At 66.7% G+C, this 19,020-nt stretch carries 11 protein-coding genes; 4 read left to right on the plus strand and 7 right to left on the minus strand.

Features of this window, described 5'->3' with window-relative positions; all coding sequences use genetic code 11:
• Positions 1-19 precede the first annotated feature (19 nt).
• Entirely contained in the window at positions 20-613 is a 594-nt protein-coding gene (locus ABB29_RS01450) for a tetratricopeptide repeat protein (RefSeq protein WP_157062444.1), read from the minus strand.
• On the minus strand, positions 610-3,006 hold the full coding sequence (gene mrcB, locus ABB29_RS01455) for a penicillin-binding protein 1B (RefSeq protein ID WP_057656843.1): 2,397 nt from the start codon (positions 3,004-3,006) through the stop codon (positions 610-612). The genes ABB29_RS01450 and mrcB overlap by 4 nt, the downstream gene beginning before the upstream one ends.
• An 88-nt stretch (positions 3,007-3,094) precedes the next feature.
• Here mrcB and ABB29_RS01460 point away from each other — a divergent pair, with 88 nt between their 5' ends.
• Positions 3,095-5,194, plus strand: a complete 2,100-nt coding sequence (locus ABB29_RS01460; RefSeq protein WP_057656844.1) for a glycosyltransferase — start codon at positions 3,095-3,097, stop codon at positions 5,192-5,194.
• A gap of 16 nt (positions 5,195-5,210) precedes the next feature.
• On the opposite strand, the gene ABB29_RS01465 is transcribed toward ABB29_RS01460, so the two are convergent.
• Together ABB29_RS01465 and ABB29_RS01470 are read right to left on the minus strand one after the other, a co-directional pair.
• A complete protein-coding gene (locus tag ABB29_RS01465; RefSeq protein WP_057656845.1) occupies positions 5,211-6,746 on the minus strand; it encodes a tetratricopeptide repeat protein in 1,536 nt (511 codons plus the stop codon).
• Between the two features lie 74 nt (positions 6,747-6,820).
• Complete coding sequence (locus tag ABB29_RS01470; protein ID WP_425414711.1) at positions 6,821-9,073, minus strand: RelA/SpoT family protein; 2,253 nt, start codon at positions 9,071-9,073, stop codon at positions 6,821-6,823.
• 57 nt (positions 9,074-9,130) lie between these two features.
• Between ABB29_RS01470 and ABB29_RS01475 the strand changes: the two genes are divergently transcribed.
• The gene (locus ABB29_RS01475) at positions 9,131-9,646 is read left to right on the plus strand and encodes a hypothetical protein (protein ID WP_057656847.1); all 516 of its coding nucleotides are present in this window, start codon (positions 9,131-9,133) and stop codon (positions 9,644-9,646) included.
• A gap of 38 nt (positions 9,647-9,684) precedes the next feature.
• Here the strand turns inward: ABB29_RS01475 and hrpA are convergent, their stop codons facing one another.
• The gene (gene hrpA / locus ABB29_RS01480) at positions 9,685-13,764 is read right to left on the minus strand and encodes an ATP-dependent RNA helicase HrpA (protein ID WP_057656848.1); all 4,080 of its coding nucleotides are present in this window, start codon (positions 13,762-13,764) and stop codon (positions 9,685-9,687) included.
• Positions 13,765-13,851: 87 nt separating this feature from the next.
• On the opposite strand from hrpA, the gene ABB29_RS01485 reads away from it, so the two are divergent.
• The gene (locus ABB29_RS01485) at positions 13,852-14,415 is read left to right on the plus strand and encodes a Dps family protein (RefSeq protein WP_057656849.1); all 564 of its coding nucleotides are present in this window, start codon (positions 13,852-13,854) and stop codon (positions 14,413-14,415) included.
• A 128-nt stretch (positions 14,416-14,543) separates the two neighbouring features.
• Positions 14,544-16,340, plus strand: coding sequence for a DNA helicase RecQ (gene recQ, locus ABB29_RS01490; protein ID WP_057656850.1), 1,797 nt, complete (start codon positions 14,544-14,546; stop codon positions 16,338-16,340).
• 34 nt (positions 16,341-16,374) lie between these two features.
• Here recQ and ABB29_RS01495 read toward each other — a convergent pair whose 3' ends face one another.
• Together ABB29_RS01495 and ABB29_RS01500 are read right to left on the minus strand one after the other, a co-directional pair.
• Complete coding sequence (locus tag ABB29_RS01495) at positions 16,375-18,033, minus strand: mechanosensitive ion channel family protein (protein ID WP_157062445.1); 1,659 nt, start codon at positions 18,031-18,033, stop codon at positions 16,375-16,377.
• Between the two features lie 126 nt (positions 18,034-18,159).
• Positions 18,160-18,750 carry a DUF4136 domain-containing protein gene (locus ABB29_RS01500; RefSeq protein ID WP_057656852.1) on the minus strand — a complete coding sequence of 197 codons (591 nt, stop codon included), beginning with the start codon at positions 18,748-18,750 and terminating at the stop codon, positions 18,160-18,162.
• Between the last annotated feature and the right edge of the window lie 270 nt (positions 18,751-19,020).

A 19,020-nucleotide genomic window follows, 5' to 3' on the forward strand; every position in this document is an offset into this window, starting at 1 on the left:
ATCGGTCAGTACATCCCGATTAGTAGCGGTTGAGACCGGCGACCGTGCAGGCATCGAACTGGCGGCTGGCGTCGGTGACGCCGGCCTTCAGCACCGCGATCCGCGCAGTACGTTCGGCGGCGGCGGTGTCCTTTTCGCGTGGCGGTACCACCGAGGCCACGTCCAGTTGCTTCTGCCGGACCTGGCGGATGGTTTCCCAGTGCCGGCGGCATAACGGACCCACCGCCGAACCGAGGTCGACCGCCTTGCCAGCCAGGCTTTCGGCCAGCGGCAGATTGCCCTGCAGCAATGCCAGCTCGGCGTTTTCCTGCAGCACCGCCGGATCCTCGGGGGTGATTTCAAGTGCTTTCTGCAGATCCGTCGCAGCCACGTCCAGTTGCCGCTGGCTGAGCGCGGCCATGCCACTGGCACGCAGATCCTCGACCTGCGGATCGCGCAGCGGCTGCACGTTGAGTTCGCGCTCGTCCTGGCCAGCGGCGGCGCGGACCAGCGCGTACATCTGTTCGGGGGTACGCCCGGCCTCGGCCACGACGGCTTCCGGGGTGCTGGCACAGCCAGCGACGATCACGGCCAGCGTGGCCAGCATCAATCTGGGGGAATGTTCGGGAATCATGGTTGGGTGGTTTCTTCCGCGGCCTGTTCGGCCGGTTCTGGTTTCCTGTCCAGGCCGAACCAGCTGCGCCAGCCACCGCTTTCCTGTTCCTGCGGTGGCGGTTCGATGACACAGCTGGCATAGGCCGGTGCGAAGCCGGCGACGAAGGCGAACCGGCGTGCGCCCGGGCAGGTCTGGTCACTGCTGTTGTTGCCGACCACCCACTGCCAGTCGATGCCCTTGCCGGAAACCCGCAGCGGCGCGCTGGGCAGACGGCTGAACAGTGTCGACCACACCCGCATGCCGCCGGTGGCGCCGTACAGGCCGGTCTGCTCGTTCTTGTCGTTGCCCATCCACACCACCGCCAGGTGGTCGCCGGTGTAGCCGGCATACCAGCTGTCGCGGCCATCGTTGCTGGTGCCGGTCTTGCCGGCCGACTGCAGCCGGCCGAGGCCATCGCTGAGCAGGCGCCGGCCGGTGCCGTTGCTGACCACGTCCTGCAGGGCGACGCTGATCAGGTTGGCGGCGACCGAATCGCCGGCCTGCGCCGGTGCCGGTGTCTTGTCGTAGCGCTTGAGCATGCGCCCGGACGGGTCCAGCACCCCGCGCACCGCATGCAGCGGCTGGATTTCGCCACCGGAAGCGAGGAACTGGTACAGCTGCGCCATCGCATAGGGACTTTGATCGGTGGAGCCGAGAATCAGCGATGGATTCGGCTCGGCCTTGATCCCGGCCAGCACCTGGATCAGTTCGGCCAGCCGCTGCGGATCGACACTCATGCCCAGGCGCACGGTGGCCTGGTTATACGAATGCGCCAATGCGTCGATCAGGCGCACCGTGCCGTGACTGCGATTGTCGGAGTTGCCGGGACTCCAGCGCCGGTTCTTGCCCAGTTGCACGGTGACCGGCGAGTCATCGACCCAACTGGCCAGCGAATAGCGATCCGGCTGTGCCAGCGCCAGCAGATAGACGAACGGCTTGAGCAGCGAACCGACCGGCCGTTGCGCCTCGATGGCGCGGTTGAAACCGGGCTTGGCGACATCGCGGCTGCCGACCACGGCCAGCACGTCGCCATTGTGGACGTCGGTCACCACCACCCCGGCCTGCAGCGGCGGCCGCTTCTTGTTTTCCAGCGACTTGATGGTGCGGGTGACCGCGCCTTCGGCATAGGCCTGCGCCGAGGGTGACATGCCGGTCATCACGCTCAGTCCGGCCCCCTGCAGCGCGCCTTCGGGATAGTCGCGGGCCAGCTGGCGGCGGACCAGATCGACATAGGCCGGGAAGCGGTTGGCGGCGGCGATGCCGGGATTTTCGCTGATGCCCAGCGGTGCGGCCAGCGCGCGCTGGTATTCGGCCTGGTCAATCAGGTTGCTCTGCAGCAGCTTGCCGAGGACGAAGTCACGGCGCTGCCTGGCCCGCTGCGGGTGCCGGCGCGGGTCGTAGAACGACGGGCCCTTGACCATGCCGATCATCAGTGCGACCTGCTCGGTGGTCAGCGCATCCAGATCGCGGTTGAACCAGAACTCCGAAGCCGCCGATACGCCGTGGATGGCCTGGTTGCCACGCTGGCCCAGGTAGACCTGGTTGAAATACGCCTCCAGCAGGGTGCGCTTGTCGTAGCGCGCTTCCAGAATCAGCGCGTACAGGATTTCGTTGAACTTGCGGCTGAGGGTGACTTCCTTGCCGATGCCGAGCAGGCCGCTGCGTGCCAGCTGCTGGGTCAGGGTGCTGGCGCCCTGGCGCGACTCGCCACCGGAACGCAGCATCACCCATGCGGCGCGGATCATGCCGCTGATGTCAATGCCATGATGCGTCTTGAAGTCGCGGTCCTCGACCGCCTGCAGGCCGGTCAACAGCAGTTCCGGCACTTCTTCCAGCCGCACCAGCCGGCGCTCTTCCTGCTTCTGACCGTACAGGGTGGCGATCCGCGCCGGGTCCAGCCGCGCGGACTTCAGCGCCTTGCGGCTGTCGGCCTGGCGCACGCTGGCGACCCGGCCGCCAGAGAGGCTGACATCCAGCTGCCGCGGCTCGATCCGGCCATCCAGGTCCATGTAGCCACGGGTGGCGATGCGGTAGCGGCTGCCTTGCTTGTGGTAGGTGCCGGGGATCTGGCCACGGCCATCGTCACGGTAGGCGGCCGCTTCCAGCTCGGTCTTCAGCATCTGCGCATCCATCGCCAGTCCCGGCGCCAGTTGCAGCGGACGCGCGTAGACCCGGGTCGGGATCTGCCAGCGCAGCTCGCCGAAGCGCTGGCTGACCTGGTGATTGAGATACAGCGTGTACGGAATCAGGAACCCCAGTCCCAGTCCCGCCGCCGCCAACAACAAGGTGAGCAGGTGACGACGCCACGCCGGCGTGGGTGAATCGCTGTCGTCGTGGTGGTCGTCGGAATGATCGTTATGGGCCACGGGGATGAGACAATGGAAGTTCCGGCCAGTCTAACGCAGGCACTCCCGCGCGGACCGGTCCGGGGTCCCACCGCTCAGCTGGAGTTGCAACCGGATGTCGATGTCGCTGGCCGAAGTGCGTTTCATGTTCGAACGCGCCCGCGGCCTGATCCAACGCGGATTGACCAGCCTGCGCACGCGTGGCTGGCAGGCCAGCTGGGAGCGGGTGAAGCGCCAGTTCGCCCGCCACACGCCACTGCCGGCCGAGGCACTCTATCTGCCAGCCAACGTGCCGTTCGCCGCGTTCGCGGTACCCGCCAGCAGCACCCCCAGCGCCAGCATCATCATCCCGGTCTACAACCAGGTCGAGCATACCCTGGCCTGCCTGCGTGCATTGGCCGCGCATCCGCCGGCGGCCAACATCGAAATCCTGGTGGTCGATGACGGCAGCAGCGATCAGACCGGGCAATGGCTGCCGCAGCTGCAGGGGCTGCATTACCACCGCCGCGCCAGCAACGGCGGCTTCATCGCCGCCTGCAACGACGGCGCCGCGCGCGCCCGCGGCGACTACCTGGTGTTCCTCAACAACGACACCGTGCCGCAGCCGGGCTGGCTGGATGCGCTGCTCGGCACCTTCAGTGATTACCCGGAAGCGGGCCTGGTCGGCGCCCAGCTGGTGTATCCCGATGGCCGGCTGCAGGAGGCCGGCGGCATTGTCTTCGCCGATGGCAGCGCCTGGAACTACGGCCGCTTCGAGTCACCGGAACATCCGCTGTTCGGCAGCGTGCGGGCGGCGGATTACTGCTCGGGCGCGGCTATCGCCGTTCCACGGGTTCTGTTCGAAGAGCTGGGTGGATTCGATACCCGCTATACCCCCGCCTATTACGAGGACACCGACCTGGCCTTCGCGGTCCGCCAGGCCGGTCGCCAGGTGCTGTACCAGCCACAATCGCGGGTCGTGCACATGGAAGGGGTGACCTCGGGCACCGACCCCGGCAGCGGCACCAAGGCCTATCAGTTGCGCAACCGCGCGGTATTCGAACAGAAGTGGCGCGCGGTCCTGCAGCAGCACGCGGCGGCTGGCGGCGTACCGGGCGCGGCGATGGCACACCGTCGCCAGCGCGAGATCCTGATCATCGACGAGGTAACGCCACGTCCGGACCACGATTCCGGCTCGCTGCGGCTGGTCAACCTGATGCGACTGCTGATTCAGGAGGGTGCGCACGTGGTGTTCCTGCCTACCTCGCTGCAATATGCTGGCCGCTACACGCAGGCCCTGCGGGCAATCGGAGTCGAGGTCTGGCACGAACCCTGGTGCCAGCGGCCGGCGCGCTGGCTGGCGAGCCACGGCCCACGTTTCAGCAGCGTGCTGATGTCGCGTCACTACGTCGCGTCGGAGTTCATGCCACTGGTGCGCCGTTACGCGCCGCAGGCGCAGCGGGTGTTCGACAGCGTCGATCTGCATTACCTGCGTGAGTCACGCGCTGCGGAATTAATCAACGACAAGGCCCTGCGGCGTTCAGCCGCGGCCACCCGCAGGAAAGAGCTGGCGGTAATCGCCGCCGCGCATGCAACGCTGGTGGTCAGCCCGACCGAAAAACAATTGCTGGCGAGGGATGCCGCCGACAGCCGGGTCGAGGTGGTGTCCAACCTGCACCAGCCGGCGACGTCGGCATTTCCGTTCGCACAGCGGCGTGATCTGTTGTTCGTCGGTGGCTTCCGCCATCCACCCAATGCCGATGCGGTGCGCTGGTTCGTCAGCGAAATCCTGCCGCGCGCGCGCCAGCTGCTGCCGGCGCTGCAGTTCCACTGCATCGGCAGTGATCCGGGCGCCGACATTCTGGCCCTGGCCGGGCAGCCTGGCGTCCACATCCATGGCTATGTCGAAGATCTGCAGCCGTATCTGGATGGCTGCCGGCTGGCCCTGGCGCCGCTGCGCTACGGCGCCGGGGTCAAGGGCAAGATCAACCTGAGCATGGCCCACGGACAACCGGTGGTCGCCACCACCTGCGCGGTCGAAGGCATGCATCTGGTTGATGGTCACGATGTGCTGGTGGCCGACGATGCGCAGGCCTTCGCCGACGCCATCGTGCGCCTGTATGGTGACGAGGATCTGTGGCAAGCGCTGAGCCGCAACGGGATTGAAAACGTCCGCCAGCATTTCTCGCTGGACTCGGCCCGCGCTGCGGTGCGCGCGGTGTTTTTCGCTGACTGAACCCGCTTCGGCGGTGTCAACGGCGGCCGCCGCCGGCGTTGGCGCTGCGCACGCGGCTGGCGAAATCCGCCACCCCGGCGGCATTGGCATCCAGCGCCATCGCCTCGCGCATCGCCCGGTTGGCGAACGCCAGGTCACCGGCACCGAGCTGTTCGTTGCCGACCGCGACCCATTTCTGCGCAAGCCGGCGCTTGCCGCTGGCCAACCCGGCGTCCATCGGCGCCAGCGATTGCCACGCCTGCAGGCAGGCCTGCGAACGGCCGATCCGGTTCTGCTGCAACTCATGTTCGAAACAGCCACGGATGTTCGGCAACAGGCGTGTGGCGGCAAGCCGTACCCGCGCATCATCGGGCGCGATCGCCTGCGCCGAACGCAACGCGTCGTACGCGCTCTCGCCTGGCGGTGACAACCAGTCGCCGCGTGCTTCGGCCTGTTGCATGCGCGCCAGCAACTGGTCCAACCGCGCAGGATCGGCACGCGGTACGCGTTGTTTCGCGCTGGCCTGCAGGCTCGCCAGTTCGCGCCTGCCCTCGGCAATGGCCGCCAGTCCCGGTGCCAGCTCCGTCGCCTGCTCCAGCGCCGCATTGGCCGCTTTGAACTGGAAGTCCGCCGCCAGCGCCTGCGCCTGTCGCACCTTCGCCATCGCCGCCCGCTGCAAGCCCTGGCGGGAGCCGCTGTCATTCGGGTCGACCGCCAGGATCGCGCGATAGCCGCTGGCCGCCTGCGCGATATGGTCCTGCGCCAGCTGCCGATCCGCCTGTTCGCGTTGTTGCTGGATCAGCGTGGCCAGTTGCGCCCGCGCTTCCGGCAGCGCCACGTGTCCGGGATCAAACTGCTCGACCTGGCTGATCAACGCCGCCGCTTCCGCCAGTTGCCCATGCTGCAACAGCCCATCAAGCGGCTGCAGCAGATCCGACAACGCGTCCTCGCGCCCTTCCAGCGCCGCCATCAGATCCGGCTGCAGGACCAGGATGCGCTGGTACAGCGGCAGCGCGGCATCGGTCGCGCCGACCAGCCGGCCCTGCTCACGCGCCTGATCCGCGCGCAGCAGCAGATCGTCGATACCGGCGGCATCGGCCTGCGCCCTACGCAGCTCGGCGGCGACGGCATCGGCCTGCTCACGCGGCACCTGCAGGTCACGCGCCAGCGCCAGTGATCGCTGGGCCTGCGCCAGGTCATTGCCGGCGAGCGCGGTACGTGCCTGCTGCAACGCCTGCACTGCGACCTCGGCCAGCCCGGCGCGGGCATCGCCGCGATCATTGTCCAGCGCCTGCGCGGCTTCGAAATACTGGCGCGCACCGTGGCCGGCCGGGTCATCCAGGCGGCCTTCGGCCAGCGCCTGCCGGCCCTGCACCAGCAACGCCTGGGCACGGGTCTGTGGCCACAGCCGATCCGCCAATGGCTGTCTCAGCAACACCACCAACAGCACCAGCAACAGCAGGATCGTGAGCGCGATCCAGCCACGGCGACGACGGCGCGGTGGCGGATGGCGGGTGGGTTGGTGGCCACCGATGTCGACGCCGGGATCGGCATCGATGTTCTGCCAGTCCACGCGGGGTTCGTGGCGTCGGTGTGGATCCGGTGGCAGGGATGGGCGGTCGCGCGTCACCTGCGCAGGATACCCAATCAAGCTGAACGTCTTGCTTCCTGCACCCCCGGCAACGCATCCAGTTTGCCGAGCAAGGTCGACAGCTGGCCGAAATCAGTGACCCGCAGCCGCACCCGGATCTGGGCCCGGCCGCTGTCCTGGCGGGTGTCACTGTGGATGCCGAGCAGATGCGCATCTTCCTGCGCAATCAGCGTGGTGATGTCCTTCAGCAACCATTTGCGGTCAAAGCCTTCGATCACCACGTCGGCTTCGTAACCGCCCTTGGCCTGCGCCCATTCCACTGGCAGCACCCGTTGCGGATGCTGGGCCGCCAGTCGTTGCAGCGACCGGCAGTGGCGGCGATGCACGCTGACGCCGCGACCGCGGGTCAGGTAACCGACAATCGGCTCGCCCGGCACCGGCTGGCAGCAGCGGGCAATCTGCACCAGCAGATTGCCGACACCTTCGACGGTGAAGGTACTGTCGCCTATCGCCTTCGGCTTGGGCGGCGGACGCTTGGGACCCGGCGGCGCCGCCGGCGCGGCACTGGCACGCTGTTCCTCATGCAGCGCACGCGACACCTGGTGCGGGCCGACATCGCCCAGCGCCACCTGGATGTACAGATCATCGATGCCGTCGGCGTGGAATCTGCGTGCCACCGCCGACAGGTCCGCCTGCTGCAGCCCCAGCCGCTTGAGTTCGCGATCCAGCAGCTCGCGGCCGGCCTGCAGGTTGCGCGCCCGGTCCAGTTTGTGGAACCAGGCCCGGACCTTGTCGCGCGAGCGGCCGCTGGCCAGGAAACCATTCGACGCCAGCAACCAGTCGCGGCGGGGTTCGCCGGTCTTGGAGGTCAGGATTTCGACCCGGTCGCCGCTGCGCAGCACATGGTTCAGCGGCACGATACGGCCGTTGACCTTGGCCCCGCGGGTGCGGTGGCCGACCATCGTGTGCACGTGGTAGGCGAAGTCCAGCACGGTGCCGCCGCGCGGCAGATCGATCACCTCTCCCTTCGGCGTCAGCGTGTAGACGCGCTCCTCGACGAGGGCCGCATCGAGGCCACCGGCCAGCTGGCGATCGTTGTCGCCGTTTTCCTGTGACTGGTCCAGCAGCTGGCGCATCCATGCGATCTTGCGATCGAAGGCCTTGTCGGCGCCGCCTTCCTTGTAGCGCCAGTGCGCGGCCACGCCGAGCTCGGCCTGCGCGTGCATTTCATGGGTGCGGATCTGCACTTCCAGCGTGCGCCCTTCCGGCCCGATCACCGCGGTGTGCAGCGAGCGGTAATCGTTTGGCTTGGGGCGGGCGATGTAGTCGTCGAACTCGCTCGGTATCGGTGTCCACAGTGCGTGCACGATGCCAAGCACCGCGTAGCAGGTGGCAACGTCATCGACCGCTATGCGCACCGCGCGCAGGTCGTACAGTTCGTCGATCGAGGCCTGCTTTTTCTGCATCTTCCGCCAGATGCTGTAGATGTGCTTGGGTCGGCCGCTGACCTCGGCGGCGATGCCGTGGCTGGCCAGCGACTGCCGCAACTGCTGCAGCACCGCGGCGATGTAGGTTTCGCGGCCGGTACGCTTTTCGTCCAGCTGCCGGGCGATGCGGCGATAGGTCTCGGGGTCGAGGAAGCGGAACGCCAGATCTTCCAGTTCCCACTTCAATTGCCAGATGCCGAGCCGGTTGGCCAGCGGCGCATGGATGTCGCGGGTCAGTTGCGCCAGGGCGACGCGTTCGCCCTCGGCCAGGGCACTGGCATGGCGCATCCGGGCCAGTTGCCGGGCGAGCAGGATCGGCACTACCCGCAGGTCGCGCACGATCGCCAGCAACAACCGCCGCAGGCCCTCGCTGTTGGCCTGCCGCTGCTGTTCGGCGTGCAGGGTCCAGACCTGATTGGCGGCAGCCTGGCCATCAAGCAGGCCACCGATGCTGGGCGCCCACTGCCGGGCCTGGGCCAGCAGCGGTTCCGGCAACGGCAACCCGAACAGCAGCGCGGCGGCGACCACATCGGCGTCGGCGGACAGCATTTCCAGTGTCTGCAGGGTATCGGCCAGCACTGCCAGCGTCGTTTCATCCGGCACTGCGCTGGCCGCCAGCGCATCACGCAGGCCGTCGCGCAGCGGCGCCGGCACGCGTGCCAGCGCCGGTGAATCAAGCAGGCTTTCAGGGGTGGGGAGCGCGGTCGACATGACGCTGGAAGATCGGCAACAAAGCCCTACATTAACGGATGCCGGCGGACCTTGTTGTGCACATTCGGCACTGCGCCACCACCGCCGCCAGCGTGCGCGCCGCAGCATCATTGTCGAACCGCTGGCGAGGCGTTCTACACTAGCGCCTCATCGCCCCAGGAAAATCCCATGAAGCATTTCCGTGTTCTCTGCCTTGCCGCCGCGTTGCTGTGCAGCACCGCCGCATTCGCCCAGCAGGCTGCCGACGGCAATCCGCCGACCGATCTGAAGTCGCAGATGTCCAGCGAGCAGTTCAAGGCCGCCGGCCTGGACAAGCTGGATGCCTCCGAACTGGCCGCGCTCAATGACTGGTTGAACAAGAAGGTGGTCGCCCAGACCGCCATCGTCGCCGCCGCCGCCAAAGAAGAAGGGCGCAAGGAAGTGGTGCAGGAAAATCGTGGCTTCTTCGACTTCGGCACCAGTGAGCCGATCGAAAGCACCCTGACCGGCGATTTCAACGGCTTCGGCAAGGGCAAGACCTATGTGCTGGCCAATGGCCAGGAATGGCAGCAGACCGATGCCGCCACGCTCGCAGGCGTGCGCAAGAGCTCGCCGGAAGTCAGCATCAAGCCTGGCACCCTGGGCGTGTGGTACATGCGGGTCAAGGGCTACAACACCACCGCCAAGGTCCAGCGCATCAAGTAAGCCGCTGGGCCGACAGCGGCCCACCCAGCGGCAGCTGTTCAGCCTGCCGCCGACTCGCGCAATGCCTGCAGTCGTTGCGCGAGTTTTTTCGCCGAAATACCGCTACGGGCGCCCAGTTCCTGGGCGAACAGCGACACCCGCAACTCTTCCAGATCCCAGCGCAGGGCCTGCCATTCCGCACTGCCGGTCCTGCCCTCGTCGCTGGCCTGGGCCAGGGCCTCGATGAACGGGACCAGTTCCAGCATCCGCGCTTGGTCGCGGGCCGGATCACGTTTGGCGCGTTCGGCACGCAAGGCCATGCCTTTCAGATAGCGCGGCAGCTGGGCCAATGCCTCGGCCGGCGTCTCGCGCAGGAATCCCGGATGGACCAGCGCCTGCAGCTGCGCGCGCAGGTCGTCCAGATTGCCGGCCGCCCAGCCCATCAATGGCGATTCCAGTTGCGGTTTCAGATCGGCGACCGCGCCGAGGATGGTCTCGGCCAGTTGCAGGCGCTGCATCGCCTCCGGGAACAGTTCCCGGGCCGCCTTTTCGCGCCGCTGTTCGAACGTGGCGCGATCACGGATAGCGGCCACGTCCTGCGCCAGCACCGCATTCAGCGCCGCCTCCAGCAGGTCACCACGCAACCGTTCTTGTGATTCGATGGCCGCATACAGCAGACCGGTCTTCGGCGAAATCGGCAACTGCTTGCGCGCCTGCTTGAGCTTGTCGGCCAATCCGATATGCAGCAACCGGCGCACCCCTTGCGGATGCCTGCGCTCGGCTTCGCGGCGGTCGGCGAACATCCGCAAGGCGACGCTTTCGCCTTCATCGACCAGCGCCGGATAGGCCGGCACCCCGGCTTCGCCGGGAACCTGCAGCGGTATCGGCCCGGCCGGAAACTCGCGCAGGCCATCGGCGGCCATGTCGCGACCGGCACGGGCGGCGAATGCGTGGCCGGCACGCTCGCTGAACCGCGCTTTCAGCTGGTCCAGGTCGCGGCTGGTCGCCAGTATTCTGCCGTTGTCGTCACGCAGCCGCAGGTTCATCCGCAGATGTGGCTCTAACGCAGTTTCGTCGAAATCAATCGCCGCCACCGCGGCACCGGTGGTGCGGGTCAGGAAGCGCGCCAGCGCGCCACGGATGTCATCGGCGCCAGCGTGCGGATGGCTCTCGAAGAATGCACGGCCGAAGTCCGGTGCCGGCACGTAATTGCGGCGCTGCGCTTTCGGCAAGGTGCGGATCAGGCCGGCCGCCTTGTCGGCGACGAACCCCGGTGCCAGCCATGACAGCTGCGCCGGATCCAGCGCATTGAGCAGATGCAGCGGCACGTCGACGGTGACCCCGTCGTCTTCGCTGCCGGGCTCGAAGCGGTAATGCAGCGGCAACCGCGCATCGCCCAGTACCAGATACCTGGGGAAGCGGTCGGCTTCGCTGCCTTCCCCCGGCAGCAGATCGGTCAACGACCACTGCAGGGCGTGCCGGGCCTCGGGCGCCAGCTTCTTGTACCAGGCTTCCAGGCCGGCGGCCGAATGGATTTCGGATGGAATCCGGTCCAGGTACCAGCGTGCCTGCCAATCCTCATCGGCGACGATGCCGGCGCGACGCAGCTTGGCTTCTTCTTCATGGGCCTGCGCCAGCACCTTGAGGTTGTCGGCGACGAATCCGGCGCGCAGGTTGATTTCACCCGTCACCAGTCCCTGTCTGACGAAGATCTCATGCGCTTCCTGGGGTGCGATGCGGCCGTAATGGACCGGCTTCTTCGGCGCCAGCACCAGCCCGAACAGGCTGATCTGTTCCGACGCCAGCACATGGCCCTGGGCCCGCGACCAGTGCGGATCAAAATGCTTGCGCGCCAGCAGGTGCGGCAGCTCGGCGATCACCCAGTCCGGCTCGATCGCCGCATTGGTCAGGCCCCAGACCCGCTGGGTGTCGAGCAGGTTGGCACTGAGCACCCAGGGCGGTGGTTTTTTCGCCAATGCCGAACCCGGGAACAGATGATAGCGACGCTGGCGCGGACCGAGGAAATCGCCTTTCTCCGTGCGATGGCCGACCTGGGTCGGCAAGCCGGCAATCAGCGCCCGATGCAGCAACAGATAGGCTTGCTGGCGCTGCTTGTCGCTGCCGCCGTCTTCAACCAACGAGGCCTTGGCCGGGGCGGCCTCGGCAGCCGCCGGCTTGCCACGGCGCCGGCGGCGCGCAGGCTTGTTGCTGGCCGGCGCCACTGCGGCGTCGGACGATGGTGCCGCCGAGGCCTCACTGCCCGCATCCGGTTGCCAGCCCAGTTCGCGGCACAGCACCAGCAACTGGCGGTGCAGTTCGCGCCATTCGCGCATGCGCAGGAAACCGACGAAATGACGTCCGCACCAGTCGCGCAGTTTCGACTGGGTCAGTGCTTCATGTGCTTGCCGGTACTCGTTCCAGAGCTTGAGGATGCCGATGAATTCGGAACGCGGATCGGCGAATCTGGCATGTGCGTTGTCGGCTGCCTCACGCGCTTCCGGCGGCCGCTCGCGCGGGTCCTGGATACCGAGAAACGCCGCGATCACGGTCATGTCGGCCAGCGTGCCGTTGGCCTGTGCGGCCACCAGCATGCGCGCCAGTTTCACGTCCACCGGCAACCGCGCCATCTGCTTGCCGACCGCGGTCAGGCTGCGCTGGCCGTGCCGGTCCGGGGCGCTGACCGCACCCAGTTCGACCAGCTGCTGCCAGCCATCGGCGATGGCACGCTCGTCCGGCGGTTCCAGGAACGGAAAATCCTCGATCCGGCCCAGCCCCAGCGACAACATCCGCAGGATCACCCCGGCCAGGCTGGAACGGCGGATCTCCGGATCGGTGAATTCATCACGGGCCAGGAAATCCGACTCCGCATACAGCCGGTAGCAGATGCCTTCGGCAATGCGCCCGCAGCGGCCCTTGCGCTGGTTGGCGCTGGCCTGCGAGATCGGTTCGATATGCAGGCGGTCCAGCTTCTGCCGCGGGCTGTAGCGCTTGACCCGGGCATAGCCGGGATCGATGACGTAGCGGATGCGCGGCACCGTCAGCGAGGTTTCGGCGACATTGGTGGCCAGCACCAGCCTTCGTTTGCTGCCCGGGCTGAAGACCCGGTCCTGATCCCTGGCCGACAGCCGCGCATACAGCGGCAACACTTCGGTCTCGCGATACTTGCGCCGTTCCAGCGCCTGGTGGGCATCGCGGATCTCGCGCTCGCCGGGCAGGAACATCAGCACGTCGCCGCGCGGATCGATGCGGGTGATTTCATCGACCGCAGCGACAATCGCCTCGTTGACGCTGCGTTCGCCCGTGCGTGATCCACCTTCATCGGCGTCGCCGTCGCTGCCTTCGCCACCTTCCAGCGGCCGGTAGCGCAGCTCCACCGGATAGGTGCGGCCTTCGACGCTGATCACCGGGGCATCGCCGAAATGCCTGGAGAAACGTTCGGTGTCGATGGTCGCGCTGGTGACGATCACTTTCAGGTCGCGACGCTTGCGCAGCAGTTGCTTGAGGTAGCCGAGCAGGAAATCGATGTTGAGGCTGCGTTCGTGGGCCTCGTCGACGATGATGGTGTCGTAGGCTGACAACCAGCGGTCGCTGGCGATTTCGGCCAGCAGGATGCCGTCGGTCATGAACTTGATGCGGGTGTTGTCGCCAACCTGATCGCTGAAGCGGACCTGGAAACCGACCACATCGCCGATGCCGCTGTGCAACTCCTCGGCGACCCGCCGCGCCACAGCGCGCGCGGCAATCCGCCGCGGTTGGGTACAGCCGATCATGCCGGCCACGCCCTGACCGGCGGCCAGGCACAGTTTCGGCAGCTGGGTGGTCTTGCCGGAGCCGGTCTCGCCGGCGATCACCACCACCTGGTGGGCGCGGATCAACTCAATGATGCGCTCACTTTCGCGCGCAATCGGCAGGCTTTCATCCAGGGTCACCGTCGGCTGCTGGCTGGCCCGCTGCTGGCGCTGTGCCAGCGATGCCTGCAGCGCCTGCTCGAAACGCTCGCGGCTGCCGGCGTCATCGGGGCGGGCCTGCCAGCGCGACCACAGACCGTGCAGGCGGCCACGGTCGCGGGTCAGCGCCTGATCGATGTCATGGCGGCGCGCGGACGGAGACGGTATGGCTGCGGCGGAAGTGGATTTCATTGTTCTGTTGGCTGTGAAAAACGAATGAACACAAGATGCGTTAACGTGGGATATTGTGAGCCATCCCCCTCAGATAAGGAGATTCACATGCCCAAGACCAAAACCAGCAAGTCCGGCGCGGCTTCGGCCAAGGCCAAGCGCAAGCCGCAGCCGTTGAGCCCGGCCAACACCTCGCCCGGCATTGATATCGGGATCAGTACCGGTGATCGCAAGAAGATTGCCGAAGGTCTGTCGCAGTTCCTCGCCGACAGCTACACCTTGTACCTGAAGACCCACAACTTCCACTGGAACATCACCGGCCCGATGTTCAATTCGCTGCATGTGATGTTCGAAGGCCAGTACACCGAGGAATGGACCGCACTGGATGAGATCGCCGAACGCATCCGCGCACTGGGCTTCAACGCACCGGGTTCGTATGCCGAGTTCGTCAAGCTGACCTCGATCAAGGAAGAAACCGGCCTCAGCGGCGTGCCCGGCTGGCAGGACATGGTCCGCCAGCTGGTTGACGGCAATGAAGCGGTCTGCCGTACCGCACGCCGGGTGCTGCGCACCGCCGATGACGGCGGCGACGACCCGTCGGTGGATCTGCTGACCCAGCGCCTGCAGGTACACGAAAAGAACGCCTGGATGCTGCGCTCGCTGCTGGAATGAACTGACGGCAGTAGCGTTGGACAACGGAGCCCGGCCATGTGCCGGGCTTCTCTTATGCGCCCGCCGGATGCCGCCTGCACGGCGTGGTCACCCGTCACCAGCCGGGCCGCGCCTGCTACCCTATTGGCATGCCTGAATCTCCTCGGGACCTGCTGCGGCGGGTCTTTGGCCACGATGATTTCCGTGGTCCGCAACAAGCCATCGTCCAGCATCTCGCCCACGGCCAGGATGCGCTGGTGCTGATGCCCACCGGTGGCGGCAAGTCGCTGTGCTACCAGGTGCCCGCGCTGCTGCGCGACGGCGTCGGCATCGTGGTTTCGCCGCTGATCGCGCTGATGCAGGACCAGGTCGATGCACTGCGCCAGCTGGGCGTGCGCGCGGCCTTCCTCAACTCCTCGCTGGACGCCGAGAGCGCCAGCCAGATCGAGCAGCAGTTGCTGCGCGATGAGCTGGACCTGCTGTACGTAGCTCCCGAACGGTTGCTGACACAGCGCTTCATGTCGCTGCTGGACCGCAGCCGGCTGGCCCTGTTCGCGATCGACGAGGCGCACTGCGTGTCGGCCTGGGGCCACGATTTCCGCCGCGAATACCTGCAGCTGACGGTGCTGCACGAGCGCTGGCCGCAGGTGCCACGGATTGCCCTGACCGCGACCGCCGATCCACCGACCCAGCGCGAGATCGCCGAACGCCTGAATCTGACCGGGGCGCAGCGCTTCGTCAGCTCGTTTGACCGGCCCAACATCCGCTACACGGTGGTGCAGAAGGACAACGTCAAGCGCCAGCTGGCCGATTTCCTCAAGCCACGCCACGGCCAGGCCGGCATCGTCTATTGCCTGTCGCGCAAGAAGGTCGATCAGACCGCCGGATTCCTCTGCGAGCAGGGTTTCAATGCCCTGCCCTATCACGCCGGGCTGGACGCCGAGGTACGTGCACACAACCAGCGCCGGTTCCTGCGCGAGGACGGCATCGTGATGGTGGCCACGGTCGCCTTTGGCATGGGCATCGACAAGCCGGACGTGCGCTTCGTCGCCCACACCGACCTGCCCAAGTCACTGGAAGGCTATTACCAGGAAACCGGCCGCGCCGGCCGCGATGGCGAAGCCGCCGATGCCTGGTTGTGTTACGGCCTCGGCGACATGGTGATGCTCAAGCAGATGATCGAGCAGTCCGAGGCCGGCGAAGAGCGCAAGCGGCTTGAGCGCAGGAAGCTGGATCAACTACTGGGCTACTGCGAATCGATGCAGTGCCGGCGCCAGGTGCTGCTGGCCGGCTTTGGCGAACACTACCCGCACCAGTGTGGCAACTGCGACAACTGCCTGCATCCGGCCGCGACCTGGGATGCGACCGAGGCCGCGCAGAAGGCGTTGAGCTGCGTCTACCGCAGCGGCCAGCGCTATGGCGTCAACCACATCATCGACGTGCTGCGCGGCTCGGACAGCGAACGCATCCGCGATTGCGGCCACGACCAGCTCAGCACGTATGGCATCGGCAAGGATCTGCAGGCCTCGACCTGGCGCAGCGTGTTCCGGCAACTGGTCGCCTCGGGCCTGCTGGACGTGGACACCGAGGCCTACGGCGGCCTGCGCCTGACCGAGGCCAGCCGCGCGGTCCTGCGCAATGAACGCCAGCTGGTGTTGCGCAAGGAGCTGCCCAGCCGTCGCGAGCGCGAACGCAACCTGCCCGGCTCGGTGGTCGTCGCGCCAGCCGACCTGTCGCTGTTCGGCGCCCTGCGCGAACTGCGCGCGCAACTGGCCCGCGAGCAGAACGTGCCTGCCTACGTCATTTTCCACGACAGCACCCTGCGCAACATCGCCGAGCACCGGCCGCAGGATCTGGGCCAGTTGTCGAAGGTCGGTGGCATCGGCGGGACCAAGCTGGAGCGGTACGGCCAGCAGGTGCTGGAAACCGTTCGCGAAGCGGGTTGAGCCACCGGCAACCTGGTGCTGGACCTGTTCCGCCCTACGTGGGCTTGCGTGCCGCCTGGCCGGTGATGTCCTTCAGCATCTCGCCGGGGGTGACGGCTGCCGACGGGCCATTCCACTGCTCGCGCGGTACCACGATGGCCTGCTCCGGCTGGGCCTCGAAGTGCGGCGACATGATCTGCACGTTGGCGGCGTTGAACGCATCCTGGATGTTGGCATGGAAGTCCGACATCAGATGCGGTTTGCGCGCCAGTCCATCGGCCGGATTGGCGAGCGCGGCAAACACTTCGTACTCGACATAGAAATCACTGAGCCCACGCTGCAGCACGAACGGCGGCGGGGTGCTGGCAAAGCCGTCGGTGGCGGCAACCGCCTCCAGCAGGATCTGGTGCACCTGCCGCCACGGCGCGTCATAGCCGATGGTGACCTGGGCCGAATAGAACACCGGCCCCAGCGCGGCGCGCTTGCTGTGGTTGATGATGGCGTTGCCGATCAGCACCGAATTGGGCACGGTGATTTCCTGCTGGTAGCTGTTGACCAGCTTGGTCGCCAGGCCCCCGATCTCCTGCACCACCGCTTCCTGGCCATTGATGGTGACCCGGTCGCCACGTCCCAGCGCGCGCGAATAGATCACCACCAGGCCACTCATCAGCTGGCTGACCACGCCGGCCGATCCCAGCGACACCATCAATCCGAAGAACAGCGAAATGCCTTTGAAGGCCTCGCTCTTGGCGCCGGGAATATAGGGATAGGCCAGGCCAATGCCGACGCCCCAGACCAGCAGGCTCACCAGCCGCTTGGTCGCCAGTGCGGTTTCCGGATGCGCCAGCGGCACCTGGATGCGACCGGCGTGGACATTGTTGAAGAACAGACCGATGGCCTGGGCCACGCCATGGGTGATGAACAGGATCAACAGCATCGTCATCAGGCCCGGGCTGGCCTCCAGCGCGGCGCGGCCGAATACATGCAGCCGTTCGCCAAAGAAGCCGAGTACGCGCTGTCCCAGCGGCTCGGTCAGCGGAAACGCCTCCAGCACCGTCACCAGCGCCAGCACTGCCGCCAGCAGATAGCAGAACCAGCGCAGCAGCAGTGACACCCGCATCACCACCGGAATCGTGTATTCGCGCCAATGCATCTGACCGGCCTGGCGATGCTTGAGCAGGCGCCTCTGCAACCAGCCTTCCAGCAGCCCCCCGGCGCGCGACAGCAGCCAGATCAGCACAGCGGCCAACGCCAGCGCAGCCACGCTGATCGCCACCCCGCGGGCAATGATCGCCGGCCGCCGTTGCTGCTGGTCGACCGCCAGCGCCGCGCTCAGGCGCTCGGTGATGGCCCGGCTCTCGGCCTGCAGATCGGCGTCGGGATCAATGGCATCGCCCGGGAACAGGGCCAGGATCGCGCGGTCACCGACCATCACCACCGCGGCCGGCGTGTCCTGCAGGGTCAGCATCTGCGCACGCACCGGGTTGCGTCTTTCACGATCGGACAAGGCGCTGATCGAGGCAGCCGCCCGGTCCACCCGCTGCGCCGGCGACATCCCGTTCCAGTCACGGCGGAACTCGGCGATATCACGATTGGCCCAGCGCAGCAGCGCCGGCTCGTCCGACCGCTGCGGAGGGTCCTGTTGCGCCAGCGCCACGCCGGGGCCGATGCCCAGCAGCAACAACCAGAAGCCGAGGACGAGACGGCGAAGCAAGGCACCACGCATGTGCATACGCATTGTTCCCGGTAGGAGAAACTGCCTGTTGCCGGCGGCGACCGCCGCCGGCATGGCCGCCAACAACAACGAGGGCCGTCAGACGGCCCTCGTTACCTGCTTTGTTTACTTCTGCGGCTGCGCGGTGGCGCTGCCGGCAGTGAACGGATACTTGGCGAAGATCTGCGTCACCGCCGCATTCACCGAAGCACTGTTGGTGTCATCGCTGACCCGGCCAACGGCCACGCCTTCCCACACCAGCTGCTTGCGGGCCGGATCGACCAGATCGATGTTCAGGGTGCCTTCGTTGTACTGGTCGACGTAGGTTTCATTGCCCCAGCCGCCCCACGGTGCATAGAAGCCACCGCGATAACCGTAGTAACCACCGACCGGCGCGGCCGGCACCGTATTGACGTCGGTCTTCTGCTGGACCTTGGCGCCGAAATTGACCAGCAAGGTCGGCGAGCTGCTGCTCTTGACGTAGCCGCGGGCCTGCATTTCCCGGTCCACCGCCGACTTGATGGTGTTGGTCAGGATGGTCGAATATCCCTCGCTGTCGGTGCCCAGCGGAGAGAAATAATCGTAGGTGCGGTACTGGGAGAAATCAGCGCTGGGATCGAAGTCGGAACGGATGGTCGGGCTGCTGGCGCAACCGGCGACGACCGCGACCAGCGAGGCGGCGGCCAGCCATTGGAACTTTTTCAGGGACACGTTCATTGCGATAACTCCTTTTGTTCGGTGGACGTCCGTCCAGACTCATTGCGCGCGGGCGGAACGATGCAGCCAGTGTCGGCAGGCGGCACGATACTGTCAATCGACGCGGGCCGATGCCGGTGCCACCGCCCGCTGCTGGCAAACGTGCCTGCCAAGCGGTCGCCATGCATGCGCCGCCAAACCGTCGTTGGCGGCCGTTGCCCGCAGCGGGCCGCGCCCTGGCCGTCCGAGGGCCATGACCGCTCTGTGGCAGAATCATCCACATCCAGCAGA

Origin of the sequence: Pseudoxanthomonas dokdonensis (assembly GCF_001431405.1) — a bacterium.
GTDB lineage: Bacteria > Pseudomonadota > Gammaproteobacteria > Xanthomonadales > Xanthomonadaceae > Pseudoxanthomonas_A > Pseudoxanthomonas_A dokdonensis.